10 protein-coding genes and 1 pseudogene are annotated in these 13,875 nt (G+C 74.5%); 6 read left to right on the plus strand and 5 right to left on the minus strand.

What is annotated here, in order from left to right; translation table 11 throughout:
- Positions 1–4: 4 nt before the first annotated feature.
- From ACIQKA_RS03645 to ACIQKA_RS03655, 3 genes are all read left to right on the plus strand, one after another.
- Positions 5–487 (plus strand): NUDIX domain-containing protein, encoded by a 483-nt coding sequence (locus tag ACIQKA_RS03645; protein WP_383157745.1) that lies wholly within the window; start codon positions 5–7, stop codon positions 485–487.
- A 55-nt stretch (positions 488–542) separates the two neighbouring features.
- Positions 543–1,370: a 3-hydroxybutyrate dehydrogenase gene (locus ACIQKA_RS03650; RefSeq protein ID WP_402539848.1), complete on the plus strand. Its 828-nt coding sequence runs from the start codon at positions 543–545 to the stop codon at positions 1,368–1,370.
- Positions 1,371–1,437: 67 nt separating this feature from the next.
- Positions 1,438–3,333 (plus strand): helix-turn-helix domain-containing protein, encoded by a 1,896-nt coding sequence (locus ACIQKA_RS03655; protein WP_383157750.1) that lies wholly within the window; start codon positions 1,438–1,440, stop codon positions 3,331–3,333.
- Between the two features lie 67 nt (positions 3,334–3,400).
- Here ACIQKA_RS03655 and ACIQKA_RS03660 read toward each other — a convergent pair whose 3' ends face one another.
- Positions 3,401–4,768, minus strand: a complete 1,368-nt coding sequence (locus ACIQKA_RS03660) for an MFS transporter (RefSeq protein WP_383430746.1) — start codon at positions 4,766–4,768, stop codon at positions 3,401–3,403.
- A gap of 370 nt (positions 4,769–5,138) precedes the next feature.
- Positions 5,139–5,753 carry a thioredoxin domain-containing protein gene (locus ACIQKA_RS03665; RefSeq protein ID WP_402539851.1) on the minus strand — a complete coding sequence of 205 codons (615 nt, stop codon included), beginning with the start codon at positions 5,751–5,753 and terminating at the stop codon, positions 5,139–5,141.
- Between the two features lie 329 nt (positions 5,754–6,082).
- Here ACIQKA_RS03665 and ACIQKA_RS03670 point away from each other — a divergent pair, with 329 nt between their 5' ends.
- On the plus strand, positions 6,083–6,832 hold the full coding sequence (locus ACIQKA_RS03670) for a hypothetical protein (protein WP_383153286.1): 750 nt from the start codon (positions 6,083–6,085) through the stop codon (positions 6,830–6,832).
- 355 nt (positions 6,833–7,187) lie between these two features.
- Here ACIQKA_RS03670 and ACIQKA_RS03675 read toward each other — a convergent pair whose 3' ends face one another.
- A complete protein-coding gene (locus ACIQKA_RS03675; RefSeq protein WP_391093784.1) occupies positions 7,188–7,676 on the minus strand; it encodes an alpha/beta fold hydrolase in 489 nt (162 codons plus the stop codon).
- Positions 7,677–7,703: 27 nt separating this feature from the next.
- Here ACIQKA_RS03675 and ACIQKA_RS03680 point away from each other — a divergent pair.
- Together ACIQKA_RS03680 and ACIQKA_RS03685 are read left to right on the plus strand one after the other, a co-directional pair.
- Positions 7,704–7,880: pseudogene (locus tag ACIQKA_RS03680) on the plus strand (helix-turn-helix domain-containing protein); the annotation flags it as partial.
- A gap of 279 nt (positions 7,881–8,159) precedes the next feature.
- Entirely contained in the window at positions 8,160–8,876 is a 717-nt protein-coding gene (locus ACIQKA_RS03685; protein WP_383430752.1) for a VOC family protein, read from the plus strand.
- Between the two features lie 80 nt (positions 8,877–8,956).
- Here ACIQKA_RS03685 and ACIQKA_RS03690 read toward each other — a convergent pair whose 3' ends face one another.
- Both ACIQKA_RS03690 and ACIQKA_RS03695 read right to left on the minus strand, forming a co-directional pair.
- Positions 8,957–12,910, minus strand: coding sequence for a CHAT domain-containing protein (locus tag ACIQKA_RS03690; protein ID WP_402539852.1), 3,954 nt, complete (start codon positions 12,908–12,910; stop codon positions 8,957–8,959).
- Complete coding sequence (locus tag ACIQKA_RS03695) at positions 12,907–13,875, minus strand: hypothetical protein (RefSeq protein WP_402539853.1); 969 nt, start codon at positions 13,873–13,875, stop codon at positions 12,907–12,909. The genes ACIQKA_RS03690 and ACIQKA_RS03695 overlap by 4 nt, the downstream gene beginning before the upstream one ends.

The raw sequence follows: 13,875 nt of genomic DNA on the forward strand, positions 1-13,875 counted from the left end.
GTCCATGGCTACTCCTGACTTCATCCGCACCCTGCGCGAGACGGCCGGTCACCAGCTCCTCTTCCTGCCCGGCGTGAGCGCCGTCGTGTTCGACGACCGGGGCCGGGTGCTGCTCGGCCGGCGCTCCGACAACGGGCGCTGGGCGATCATCGGCGGCATCGTCGAGCCGGGCGAGCAGCCCGCCGACTGCGCGGTCCGCGAGGTGTACGAGGAGACCGCCGTGCGCTGCGAGGCCGAGCGGATCGTGATCGTCGAGACCCTCCGCAAGCCCGTCGTCTACCCCAACGGCGACCAGTGCCAGTTCATGGACGTGACCTTCCGCTGCCGGGCCGTCGGCGGGGAGGCCCGGGTCAACGACGAGGAGTCCACCGAGGTCGGCTGGTTCGACCTGGACGACCTGCCGGAGATGAAGCGGTTCTCCCTCCTGCGGATCGAGAAGGCGCTCGCCGACGAACCCACATGGTTCCGCACCACAGCAACCGGCTGAACTGTGGGTCCGACGCACATCGGTGGGGGAGGGGGCCGTTCATAGGGTGCGGAGCATGAGCGCTCCCGTCACCGCCCCCGGTACCGACCCCGCCGCACCCCTGCCCCGCGCGGCCGGACTCGCCCTCGACCTCACCGGCCGCACCGCGCTCGTCACCGGCGCGGCCGGCGGCATCGGACGCGCCTGCGCGCTGCGGCTCGCCGCCGCCGGGGCCCGCGTCAGAGCCGTCGACCGGGCCGCCGAGGGCCTGGACGCCCTGGCCGGAGAGGCCTCCGGGCTCCCCGGGGAGCTCGAACCGCGACTGCTCGACCTGACCGACCTGGACGCCGCGGAGACCGCCGCGGCGGGCGCGGACATCCTCGTCAACAACGCCGGGCTCCAGCTCGTGCGGCCCATCGAGGAGTTCCCGCCGGACGTCTTCCACACCGTCCTCACCGTGATGCTGGAGGCGCCGTTCCGGCTCATCCGGGGCGCCCTCCCGCACATGTACGGCCGGGGGTGGGGGCGGATCGTCAACATCTCGTCCGTCCACGGGCTGCGGGCCTCCGCCTTCAAGTCCGCCTACGTGGCCGCCAAACACGGTCTGGAGGGCCTCTCCAAGACCGCCGCCCTCGAAGGCGCCCCGCACGGGGTCACCTCCAACTGCGTCAACCCCGGCTACGTCCGCACCCCGCTCGTGGAACGCCAGATCGCCGACCAGGCCGCCGCCCACGGCATCCCGCCGGAGCGGGTCCTCGCGGACATCCTGCTCAAGGACGCGGCGCTCAAGCGGCTCATCGAACCGGAGGAGGTGGCCGAGGCCGTCCTCTACCTCTGCGCCCCCCAGGCCTCGTTCATCACCGGCACCTCCCTCACCCTCGACGGCGGCTGGACCGCCCACTGACGGCGCTCCTGTGAAGGTCGTCCACAGGGGTGGTGCGACCACACGTACGGCAGGTATCCCTGTGTCCATGTCCCACGAACACGTCTCCTACCTGGAACTCCTCGCGCGGGGAGCCGCGACGGAGGCCTACGACCGGCCCGTGCTGCTCGCCCGCGCGAGCGGTGCGGGCCCCGAGGCGCTGGCCGACCTCGAAGAGGCCAAGCAGCTCGCCCTGCGGGTCCGGGCCGAGCTGGAGGGACGGCGGCGGCGCGAGGCGGAGCTGTCCGCGCTCTTCGCCACCGCCCACGACCTCGCGGGACTCCGCGACCTCGACGCGGTCCTGCGCGCCATCGTCCAGCGCGCCCGCTCGCTCCTCGGCACGGAGGTCGCCTACCTCAGCCTCAACGACCCGGCCGCCGGCGACACGTACATGAGGGTCACCGAGGGCTCCGTCTCCGCCCGCTTCCAGCAGCTCAGACTGGGCATGGGAGAGGGGCTCGGCGGCCTCGTCGCCCAGACCGCCCGCCCCTACGTCACCGACGACTACTTCGACGACGCCCGCTTCCAGCACACCCGGACCATCGACACGGCCGTACGGGACGAGGGCCTCGTCGCCATCCTCGGCGTGCCGCTCAGCCTCGGCAGCCAGGTCATCGGGGTGCTGTTCGCGGCCGACCGCAGGGCCAGGGTCTTCGAGCGCGAACAGGTCGCGCTGCTCGGCTCCTTCGCCGCGCACGCCGCCGTCGCCATCGACACCGCCAACCTCCTCGCCGAGACCCGCTCGGCCCTCGCGGAGCTGGAACGGGCCAACGACATCATCCGCGAGCACAGCGGCGTCATCGAGCGGGCCTCCGAGGTCCACGACCGCCTCTCCGAACTGGTCCTGCACGGCGGCGGCGTCCACGACGTGGCCCGCGCCGTCTCCGAAGTCCTGGGCGGTGCGGTCGAGTTCACCGAGACGGGCGCGGGCTCCGCGCGCCGGGCCGGGGGACACGCGGTCCGCGAGGGCGACGACTGGGTCGCCGCGGTCTCCGCCGGCGGCGAGACCCTGGGCACCCTCGTCCTGCACGGCCGGCCCGACCTCGACCCCGTCGACCAGCGGACCCTGGAGCGCGCCGCCCTGGTCACCTCCCTGCTGCTGCTCGCCCGCCGCTCGGCGGGCGAGGCCGAGCAGCGGGTGCGGGGCGAGCTCCTCGACGACCTGCTCGACGCCCCGGACCGGGACCGCCGTCTGCTGCGCGAGCGCGCCGCCCGGCTCCGCACCGACAGCGAGGCCCCGCACGTCGTCCTCGCCGCCCGCGTCGACCGGGCCGCCGACGGCGCCGCCGACACCGACGCGGGCCGCCGCGAGAGCGCCGACCGGCAGCGCCTGTGGTCGGCCGCCTCCCACCTGGCCGCCACCCGCCACGGACTCGCCTCGGCGCGCGACGGCGGCACGGTCCTGCTGCTGCCGCTCGGCCCCGGCGAGACCGCCGCCGAACTCGCCCGGCAGACCGCCAGGAGCCTCGGCGGCACCCTGCGCGAAGAGGTCACCGTCGGCGCCTCCGCCCCCGTGCGGGCGCCCCTGGACCACCCGGACCAGGTGGCCGTCGCGTACGGGGAGGCCCGCCGCTGCCTCGACGCCCTCAAGCTCCTGCACCGCTCCGGGCAGGGCGCCGCCGCCGAGGACCTGGGCTTCCTGGGCCTGCTGCTCGCCGACAGCCGGGACATCGGCGGTTTCGTCGACCGCACCGTCGGCCAGGTCGTGGCCTACGACCGGCGGCGCGGCACCGAACTGGTCCGCACCCTGGACGCGTACTTCGCGAGCGGCATGAGCCCGGCCCGCACCAAGGACGAACTCCACGTCCACGTCAACACGGTGGCCCAGCGCCTGGAGCGGATCGGCCGGCTCCTCGGCCCCGACTGGCAGTCCCCGTCGCGCGCCCTGGAGATCCAGCTCGCGCTGCGGCTGCACGCCCTCGCGGACACGGTCGGGGGGAAGTGACGTACGGGAAGGGCCCCGGGCCCCGCTCGCCGTGAGCGGGGCCCGGGGCCTTCGTACGTCACCGGGATCAGGCGTCGGCGCGGACGCGGGAGTCCTCGGGGGTCCGCTCGGCGACCTCGCCGAGGTCGCTGTCGCGGGTCTCGCGGGCGCAGATCACGGCGACGATCGTGAGGAGGGCGGCGGCGATCACGTACAGGGAGATCGGAGTGGAGGTGCCGTGGTCGGCGAGCAGCGCGGTCGCGATGAGCGGGGCCGGCGCGCCGGCGGCGACGGAGGAGAACTGGGCACCGATGGAGGCTCCGGAGTAGCGCATCCGGGTCGCGAACATCTCGGAGAAGAAGGCCGCCTGCGGCGCGTACATCGCCCCGTGCAGGACCAGGCCGACGGTGACGGCGAGCAGCAGGCTGCCGAAGGTGCCCCGGTCGATGAGGGCGAAGAAGGGGAACATCCAGGCCCCGACGCCCACCGCGCCGATCAGGTACACCGGCCGGCGCCCGAGCCGGTCGGACAGCGCGCCCCACAGCGGGATCACCGCGAAGTGGACCGCGGACCCGATGAGGACGGCGTTCAGGGCGGTCTGCTTGGAGAGCCCGACCTGCGTGGTCGCGTAGACGAGGATGAATGCGGTGATCACGTAGTACGAGATGTTCTCCGCCATGCGGGCGCCCATCGCGATGAGCACGTCCCGCCAGTGGTGGCGCAGCACCGCCACGAGCGGCATCTTCTCGACCTGTCCGGCGGTCGCCCTGCGCTCCTCGGCCGCGGCGAGCGCGGCCTTGAAGACGGGCGACTCGTCGACCGAGAGCCGGATCCACAGGCCGACGACCACGAGGACGCCGGAGAGCAGGAACGGGATGCGCCAGCCCCAGGAGGCGAAGGCGGCCTCGGAGAGCAGCGCGGTCAGCGCGGAGAGCACACCGGTGGCGAGCAACTGCCCGGCCGGCGCGCCGGTCTGGGGCCACGAGGCCCAGAACCCGCGCCGCTTCGCGTCCCCGTGCTCGGACACGAGCAGCACGGCCCCGCCCCACTCCCCGCCGAGCGCGAAGCCCTGCACGAGCCGCAGCACGGTCAGCAGTACGGGAGCCGCGGACCCGACGGTCGCGTGCGTCGGCAGCAGCCCGATGGCGAACGTCGCCCCGCCCATCAGCAGCAGGCTGAGCACCAGCAGCTTCTTCCGCCCGAGCCGGTCGCCGTAGTGCCCGAACACCAGCGCCCCGAGCGGCCGCGCGGCGAACCCGACCGCGTACGTCAGGAAGGACAGCAGGGTGCCCACCAGCGGATCGGAGTCGGGGAAGAACAGCTTGTTGAACACGAGCGCCGCGGCGGACCCGTACAGGAAGAAGTCGTACCACTCGATGGTGGTGCCGATGAGGCTGGCGGCGACGATCCGCTTGAGGGATCCGGGTGGGGTGGGGGAGGGCGTTGCGGCGGCCATGTGCACCACTTCCAGGCAGGGGCGGGGACGTTTCGGTGTCGCCACACCGTAGGAAGTGGCAGGTCAGGGGCGTATGTGGTGGGGCACCATAGTTCGGGCCGACCAGGTGCGCTCGGCCGCCATGACGGCCCCTGCGGGCCTTCTGGAGGGCCCGGAGGGGGCGAGGGGGGCAGGGCGCGCGGCGCGGGCTGTTCGCGCGAGGCGGCCGGTGAGTGCCGGGGGGCGACGGGCGGCGGCCCGCCTCCGTCCGCGCGGAGGACACCGGCGCTCGGCGGTCGTCTTCCCGGCGGCCGTCGGCGAGGAGCCGGACCGGGACGTGCCGCCGAACGGGTGCCCCGATCGGCGGACGGGTCCCCCGGCCGCCTCCGCCTCACCCCCAACGTTCGGACAGCTGGGCGAGGAACGCCTCCGGCGTCACCGCGTAGCCGCCCGGGCCGAGCACCGCGACCGGGTCGCCGTCGGCGAGCACGGTCGGCGTCGACTCGACCCCGCCGCGCTCGAAGGCGGCGGAGACGGTACGCGCCCAGGGCAGGTAGACGCCCCCGGACACCTTGTCCCTGAACGCCCCGGTGGCCAGCCCCGGCACCTCCTCGGCCAGCTTCAGCAGCGTCTCCTCGTCGGCGAAGCCGTCCTCCTCCTCGGGAGGCTGCTCGGCGTAGAGCAGCCTCAGGTAGAGCGCGAACGGCTCGCCGCCCTCGTCGAGCGCCGCCCCCAGCGCGGCCAGGGCGTGCAGCGATCCGCTGCCGCCGCCGTCGTCGAGGAACGTCCCGAAGTGGTACTCCACCCGGAAGCGCCCGGTGTCGGCCGCCTCCCTGATCACCGTCCCCAGCCCGTTCTCCATCCGCTTGCAGTACGGGCAGCGCGGATCCAGGTACACGCCGAGCACGTGCGCGGAGCCCGGGTCGCCGTAGAGCACGACGGTGTTGCCGGGGCCCGAGGTGTGCGCGGGAACGGGCGTCGCCCCGCCGGGGGTGTCAGAGGTCATGCGGCCAGACTGCGCCCGCCGCGCCGCCCGCGCAAAAGGAGCGCCCCCGGGGTGCGGACGCGTGGCGGCTGCCGTACGGGTTACGCGCAGGGACCGTACGCGGGGATCAAGGGCCCTGGGGCGGGGGCGTGTTGGCCAGGGGTGAGGGCGCCCGGCGTGCGGGGGCCTGGACGCGCGCTCGGGCACCGCCCCGGACGCGGACGTGGGCCGTGTGGCCGGAAACGATGTCCTGATTATTTCCGTTCTTTTCTGAAAAGACGGGTACCTGAGGCCGCACGACAATCGGACCGGGTAAAGCGGAATTCCTGTTCCGCGGAGAAGGGGACGTCATGGCCGCACGCATCCTGAGGAAGAACGCGATTCTCGCCGCGGCGCTGGTCTGCGCGGGTGCCACCGCTCTCGCCGGCTGCGGGGACGGCGACTCGGACGAGGCCTTCGCCGGGCAGAGCGCCGACGCCATCGCGGCCGAGGCCGTGAAGGCGACCCGCGACGCCGACTCCGTGCGCATCACCGGCACGGCACAGGCGCAGGGCGCGCCCGCGGTGGTGAAGACGGACTTCCAGGTCGACGAGAAGGACAACTGTCTCGGCACGCTGTCGATGAACGACGCGAAGGCCGACGTCCGGCAGGCCGGTCAGAACGTCTACGTACGGGGCAACGAGAAGTTCTGGCAGAACGCCCTGCAGGGCCGGCCCGGCACGGACACGGCCATCGACCGGCTCCAGGGCAAGTGGGTCAAGAGCGGGCCCGGCGACAGGTCCACCCGGGGCATGTGCGACAAGCAGGCGCTCCTGGCCGCCATGGACAGCGACAAGTCCGAACGCGACGGCATGCGGCGGGGCGCCACCACCGAGGTCGACGGCAAGGACGCCCTGACGCTCACCAAGCAGCAGGCCGACGGCGAGAAGCTGACCCTGTACGTCGCCACCGAGGGCGACCCCTACATCCTCAAGGCCGTCTCCGAGGGCGGCAAGCAGCCCGGCGAGACGCTGTTCAGCGACTACAACGAGAAGGTCGAGGTGGAGCAGCCGCCGGCCGGCGAGGTGGTCGACCCCAAGACCGTCGCGACGAACGGCTGACCGCGCTCCGGCCGGACCGGAACGCCTCTGTTCCCGCCGGGCGGCTGCCCTGGAAACGTGCGTGCCCTCTCCGGCGTACGGGCCCGGTGTGCCGGCGGGAGCGGTGCGGGGAGCACGGGATCTCCTCCCGGTGCTCCCCGCCGTTCCGCGTGCCGCCCGCCACGGTCACCGTCACGGCGCCGGGCGCCCGCGCGCGGCGACGTCTCAACGGGCCGGAGCGGGGCCGAACGACACGATCCGGGACGCGAAGTCCTCGGACGCGACGTCGAGGTCCGCGGGGCCCGGACCTCCCGGACCGGACGAGAACACGGCGGAGTCCGGGTCGGCGGCGGGCGGAACGACGAAGGCGGTTCGCCTACCGCTCGTCCGGCCCCTCCGCCGTGAAGAAGTCGGCGAGCGCGCGTGCGACCCGGTCCGGCGCGTTCTCCATGGGGATGTGACCCGCCCCCGGGAGGCGCAGGAGCGTGGTGTGCGGGATCTCCGAGGCGAACCGCTCGGCGTACTCCACCTTCTGGAAGCCGTCGTCCTCGCCCCAGACCAGCAGCTTGGGCGTCGGGTCGCGCCGCAGGGCGGGGAGGAGGTCCCGGGTGTGGCGGTGGTCGGCCGCGGCCACCAGGGCCATCCAGGAGCGGCGGACCCGCGCGTCGGTCCACGGGTCCAGGTACTCGGCGATCCGCCGCTCCGTGGCGGCGCCGGCCAGCGCTTCCGCCACGGCCCGGCGTCGGGCGGCGAGGATCTCGTCGGCGGTGGTCGCGGCGACGACCGCCGGGTCCCGGAACCGGGCGACGCCGGGTACCGGCCAGGAGTCGTAGGTGACCGAGCCGACCAGCGCCAGCCGGGACACCTCCGGACCGTCGTGGACGAGGAGGTGTGGGTGCTCGCCCGGCGCCTCGACGCGGCACGGATCCTGCTGGAGCGGACCGACCTCCCGGTGGAGGCCGTCGCCACCCGCGTCGGCCTCGCCTCGGCGGTCAACCTCCGCCGCCGCTTCCGGGAGCGCCTCGGCACCACCCCCGGCGCCTACCGCCGGACCTTCGGCGAAACCTGACGGCGCGGCCCGCGCGCAGGACGTCGGGCGGTTGCCGGCGGTGCCGGCCGGGGACGCCCCGGACCTCCCGGTCCCCGCAGGGTCGTCGGAGACCGTGCGGCCTCACCGGACGTCCTCGCCCGAACAGCGGTCGGTGGCAAGGCCGGTGAAGAACACGGACGCCGAGCGGGCCCGCCGCGGCGAAAACCCGGATGCGCGCTCCGTACGACCGCCCTAGGCTGCGCCCGCGGGTGCGGCGGGTGCCGTACGGGCCGTCAGGAGATCGGAGACGTACGGGGTATGAGCAGTCGACTGTTCGCGATCTGTTTCTACGCGACCAGGCCGCCGGAGCTGGCGCGGTTCTGGTCCGGGCTCCTGGGCTGGAAGCCGGACGACGGCCCGGACGGCGGCATCGCGATCCTGCCTCCCGACGCCCGCGGGTTCCGCATCCGCTTCCTGCCGGGTCCGGAGCCCGAGCCCGGCCGGAACCGGGGGCACTTCGACCTGACGAGCGCCTCCCCGGAGCAGCAGCGGCGGACGGTGGCCAGGGCGCTGGAGCTCGGCGGGGAACACCTCGACGTGGGCCAGCTCCCGGAGGAGGGGCACGTGGTGCTCGCCGATCCGGACGGCAACGAGTTCTGCGTCATCGAGGCGGGCAACGCCTTCCTCGCCGACACCGGCTCCATCGGAGCACTGGCCTGCGACGGCACCCGGGCGGTCGGGCACTTCTGGAGCGAGGCGCTGCACTGGCCGCTGGTCTGGGACCAGGACGAGGAGACCGCGATCCAGTCGCCCGACGGCGGTACGAAGATCACCTGGGGAGGCCCTCCGGTGGCCCCCAAGACGGGTGTGAACAGGCTGTACTTCGAGCTGGCGCTCCCCGCCGGAGCCGACTGGGAGACGGAACTGGACCGCCTGGTGTCCCTCGGCGCGACGCGCACCGAGGAGGACGGCGACGACCGGGCGACGATGCTCGACCCCGACGGCAACGAGTTCTCCGTACGGAGGCTCCGCTAGCGGTCCGGCACCGCCTCCGCCCGCTCCCTCCCCGCGCCGGGGACGGGAACCGGATCGCGCGCCGTGCCTCCTCCTCGCGGTCACGGCCCCAGGTGCACCATCGCCGCGGCCCTGAGCAGGCCGAGGGGACCGCGAGCCCCGGCACTCCGCACGGCACGGTGCAGGGCGCGCGCCGCGTGTTCCGGGCTCAGCCGCCCGGAGGACGACGTCCGCAAGAACCGGTAGAAGGACGTCGCGACCCGCGTGGCCGCCTCCTCCTCCACGTCGCCCACCGTGCCGATCACGTGGCGGAACCCCGCGGACTGGAACGACGCGGCGACGGCCCACCCCGCGCCGTCGTCGCTGCGGTCGCCACCGGCGGTGTCGCAGGCGGAGAGGTAGGCCAGCGCTCCGTCGGGGACGAGCCCCCGCGGCAGGTGCCGCCGGTCGAGTCCCTCGGCGAGGTGGAGCAGGGACGCTCCGTCGTGCCAGCCGGCGTGCCCGCTGTAGTGGAAGAAGGCATGGTCGGCGAGGCGTGCGACGACCTCCTCCACGGTGATGCTGGGCCCTGCCAGGACCCGGGCGCGAGTGAACAGCTCCCCGATGAGTTCGACCTCCTCGCGTGCCCACCGCGACCCCTCCCCGGACAGGACGACGAGCACGGACTGCACGGCGTCCTCGTCCGCCCGCCGTTCGCGGTGCCGCGCCCGGGCGAGAGCATGGAGGCTCGGAGCGTACGAGTGGACCGCGTGGTCCATGGCCGACCGCTCGGGGCTGCCCGCGGCGTGCAGGGGCAGCATGGTGAACGGGCCCGTGGGACACCACCAGATCCGCGGCAGCGTCTCGTCCCCGGCGCGGGCCGTCGGCCCCGGGGGGCCGTCCGGTTCCCCGTCGGACCGGCGGTCCGTGAGCCCGAGCGCGTCCAGGACGGGCCACACGGTCCTCGCCCCCAGCCAGCCCAGGACGGCCCAGCTCTCCGACGGGTCGCCCGGCGGGCCCGCCCCGAAGCGCTGTGCGCGCTCGCGCAGTTCTTCCAGCCTCACGGGCAGCGGCAGTACGGTCACCCCCTGGCGCGTCACCAGGAGGGCGTCGCAGCGGCGGGCGGCGGCGTTGAGCACGACGACGGGGCCTTCACTCGCCGCCGAGGACGGGCGGGACGAGGACCTTTCGGCGGAGGACCCGTACACCGCCGGGGCGCCGTCGGAGAGTTCGATCATCCGGCGCCAGGCCTCGTTCCGGGGCGGGCCGGTCCGTGAAGCGTGGTCCACGTCGAGGTGGAGGTACGCCCACAGCCACCGCACCTCCGCGACGAGAGCCGGAGGGAGCTCGCCCGGCCGGCCCGCGCCGTACGAGGCGAGCACCTCACCGCGCTGTTCCAGGATGTCCAGCGCCCTCCCCGCCAGGCCGTCCTCGACCGCGCAGGCCGCGGCTTCGCGGCTCAGCCGCTCCCAGGAGGTGACGAGGGCCTCGTGCGTCCGATCGGGCGGCAGGAACCGCAGAGGCATCAGCTCCCGGGTGGCGCGCTCGTGGACGTCGGTCACGACTCTGCCGATGCCCAGTCGTACGGCGAGTTCACCCCGGCGGAGCAGTGCCTGGAGCCGCCGCAGGGGGTGAACGGCGTCCTCGGCCGAGCGTCGCGCGTCCTCGGCCGCGTCGACCAGCGCGTGGTGCGAGGAGGAGAGCGGACCGGACAGCAGCCCGGACCGCACCAGGAGGAGGGAGGACAAGGCGGTCTCCTGGAGCACCGGGTCGACCGTTGCCGACGACCGCACCACCGCCCGCTCCCACAAGTCGAGCAGTTCGACCAGCTCCACGGCCCCCGGGGCCTCGGCCGGCATCTCCAGCAGCGCGGAGACGATCCCGGCCGTGGGATACCAGGCCGGCCTCTGCGTGACGAACGGCTGGGTCCTTCCGCTCGTTCTCACGGTCCCTTCGGTCTCCGAGTTCTCCAGCATCGTCAGGAGGCCCTGGAGGGCCTCTTCGAGCGTCTCGGGGCTCCCCGAGGCGAAATGGGCCAGCAGCAGGCACTCGCAGGCCAACGCCTGCGCCGCCTGTCGGTGGGCCAAGGCCGTTTCGGGGCTGCGGACTTCGGCGAAGGCGACCCGGCAGGCTTCGCGCGCGGCCTCCAGTTCTTCGGGTCGGCCGCTCCGCCGGTAGCCGTCCACCAGACAGCGGGCGAGGTCGTGGTGCGCCACCCCGTGCCAGGGCGACGACGCGGGCAGGAGCACCGCGACGTTCCGCAGGACGGTGACGGCCTCGTCGAGGGCTTCACGCTCGTGCGTCATGGCGAAGCGCAGACGGAGCACGTCCGCCAGCAGCAGGCGCGGAGGTGTCGCCCGGAGCCTGTTGTCCGGCGGCGAGGCGAGGGAGACGGCCCACCGCGCGCGTTCCAGGGCCTCCTCGAAGGCATCACGCACGCCGTACGTCCGGAACCGGGCCAGGGAGAACCGGGCCAGCAGGAGTTCCCTCTCGACCCGGACGTCCTTCGGTTCGGCGGGCGACTCCCGGATCAGAAGGAGGTGCTGGACACGGCGGAGGGCATCCGCGTCCCCCGTCGTCTCGTGGTGGGAGAGGAGGACGCGGGCCAGCGGCAGCGCGCAGAACGCCTCGTCCTCCGGGCTGTCGGCGGCTCTGGCGGCCAGGCCCAGCGCGTCGCGCAGGAAGTCGTCGCGACGGGTCGTCTCGTAGAGGACCGCGTAGGTGGACAGCAGTTCGGCGACGATCCGCCGGTGGTCGGCTTCCGAGGCCGTCGGGCGGCCGACGCCCCGAGTCAGCGTCTCCAGGGCCCGAAAGAGCATGAAGACGTCGCCGTTGTACGAGAACAGGCCACGCAGAGCGGCCCCGTGGGCGGCACGGGCGGTCAGGTCCGTCTCGGAGCCGGGCAGGTCCAGCAGTTGCCCGCTGATGCGCATCGCCCGTTCGAGCGAACGCTGACGGCCGAGACGCAGTCCGTGCGACAGGTACACCTCACCGATGAGGTGTCCCAGGCCGAGGAACTCCTGCGGCAGGGAACCGCCTCCGGTCACCCGGTCGCTGAGCCGTACCGCCTCGCGCAGTGCGGTCGGGTCGTCCTCGGAACGGAACAGCCCGAGCAACTCCCTCAGCAGGCCGCCCACCCGCGGGACGGACGCCGATCCGGGCTCCATGCCGTCGAGCTCCCGGAGCACGCGGTCCACCGCGGCCCCGACGCCCCTCGACGCGGACGGCGCGGACACCGGCTCGATCCGGTAGACCGTCCCCGCGCCCGTGCGCAGCTCCACCCGTCCGCCGCCCACCTCGATCCGCACGACCGCGTCCCGGTCCACCCGCACCGTCCGCGTCCCGGAGTCCGTGACGACCTCGACCAGGCGGGGGTCGGTGTCCGGGACGAGCACCGCCGCCGCGTGCCGCCCCCGCACCTGCCCCAGCGTCAGCGCGGTCCCCTCGCGCAGCACACCGAGCCGGACCTCGCCGACGGAGCCGGTGATGGGGGCGATGTCGGCGAGGGCCAGGTGCGGGGGTTGCCCCGCGTCGAACGCCGGGACGTGCGGCCGGGAGGCGTGGGCGAGGCTCCACGCGGTGGTGATCGACCGGGCCTCGTCCGGCAGGCGGTGCCACGCCTCGGCGAACCAGCCCGCCAGGCCGGACCGCTCCTCCCGGACCAGCGCGTGCAGGGCGCGGTCGAGCTGCCGGTCGGCTGCCTCCAGGTCTCCGGTCAGGGTGTGCCAGGTGACCCGCTCCTCCAGCAGCAGCGCCGGTGACAGACCGCGGTGGTGGGCCTCCACGACCTCGAAGACCTCGCCGAGCTCCGGTTCGGACCGCAGCCGTTCGACCAGACCGGCGCGCAGGTGCGGCAGGCACTGGGGGAGCAGCGCGACGGCCTCCGGTGTCCGGGCGCCCACCCAGTCGCTGAACCACAGGTCGGCCTCGGCCCCGGCGTCCAGCCACGGCAGGAAGCGGAGCCGGACGGCGCGGATCAGCTCGGGTTCGACGCGGGTGGCGAAGCTGAGCAGTTCGGCCAGTTCCCGCGCGCCTTCCGGCGGCGCGGGCGGCAGGTGGTCGGGCGGGCCGCTCATGCCCGCCTCCTTCCGACGTGCCCGGGCCGGGTGGTCCGGTCCCAGCCGACCAGCGGCAGCACCCTCGGCATCCACACCGCCCAGCGGCGGGCGGGGTACGGCGACAGGACGACGGCCTCGCACCCGGCCCGTCGCACCGCGCACGCGAAGTCCGTCCACTCCTCGCGGGTGCCCCGGCGGCGGTGTCCGGGCGGGCCGCCCAGTCCCAGGTCGGAGAGGACCAGCACGGGGCGGCCCGCCCGCGGCGGCCGGTAGGCCCTCCGGGTCCAGCGCGGCCCGGGGCCCGTCCCGCGCTGCGGGGCGTCGGAGAAGTACCCCGCTTCGACCAGCTCCTCGCCGACCACGGCGCGGACGCGCCGCAGCAGCTCGTCCTGGTCCCGGCGGAACGGCTGCATTCCGGCGCCCCGGTCGACCAGCACCTGGACGCCGTACCGCAGCGTGGGCACGGGGAGGCGGGGCAGGCGGGTGACGGGGCGCTCGTGGGCCAGCGTGTCGATCAGGGCGGGGATGTCCACGGGGCCCTCGGGCACCGGCCGGGAGAGCAGGGCGCGGACGATGGCGCCGGTCCAGCGCGGGACGAGCAGGGGCTCGTGCGGGAGCGGCAGGCGCACACCGGTCGGCCTGGCCAGCGGTTCCACCGCTTCCCGCGGGACGGCGTCCCCCTCGTGCCCGTGCGGAACGGGCCGCAGCAGCGGCAGTTCCGCCAGCAGGTCCACGGGCCCGGCCGGCTCCTCGGGCACGGGCGGGGCGATCGGCTCGTCGGCCGTCCAGGAGTCCGGCTCGCGGGACGGCCGGGTGAAGGGGTCGTCCGACGGGGGCGACGGCTCCCGGTGCGGCGGCGCGTCGTCCACGGGTGCGGGGCGCGGGGCGAAGCCCAGCAGCCCCGCGATCCGTACCCGTTCCTCCTCCGTGCCCGCCGCCTCCAGGGCGCGGACGACGTCACCCAGCCAGATCCCCCCGCGCAC

The organism is Streptomyces sp. NPDC092045 (genome assembly GCF_044756005.1).
GTDB lineage: Bacteria > Actinomycetota > Actinomycetes > Streptomycetales > Streptomycetaceae > Streptomyces.

Coding starts and splice junctions, on each gene's coding strand:
- ACIQKA_RS03645 (WP_383157745.1), top strand. CDS start 5: ATGGCTACTCCTGACTTCATCCGCACCCTGCGCGAGACGGCCGGTCAC.
- ACIQKA_RS03650 (WP_402539848.1), top strand. CDS start 543: ATGAGCGCTCCCGTCACCGCCCCCGGTACCGACCCCGCCGCACCCCTG.
- ACIQKA_RS03655 (WP_383157750.1), top strand. CDS start 1,438: ATGTCCCACGAACACGTCTCCTACCTGGAACTCCTCGCGCGGGGAGCC.
- ACIQKA_RS03660 (WP_383430746.1), bottom strand. CDS start 4,768: ATGGCCGCCGCAACGCCCTCCCCCACCCCACCCGGATCCCTCAAGCGG.
- ACIQKA_RS03665 (WP_402539851.1), bottom strand. CDS start 5,753: ATGACCTCTGACACCCCCGGCGGGGCGACGCCCGTTCCCGCGCACACC.
- ACIQKA_RS03670 (WP_383153286.1), top strand. CDS start 6,083: ATGGCCGCACGCATCCTGAGGAAGAACGCGATTCTCGCCGCGGCGCTG.
- ACIQKA_RS03685 (WP_383430752.1), top strand. CDS start 8,160: ATGAGCAGTCGACTGTTCGCGATCTGTTTCTACGCGACCAGGCCGCCG.
- ACIQKA_RS03690 (WP_402539852.1), bottom strand. CDS start 12,910: ATGAGCGGCCCGCCCGACCACCTGCCGCCCGCGCCGCCGGAAGGCGCG.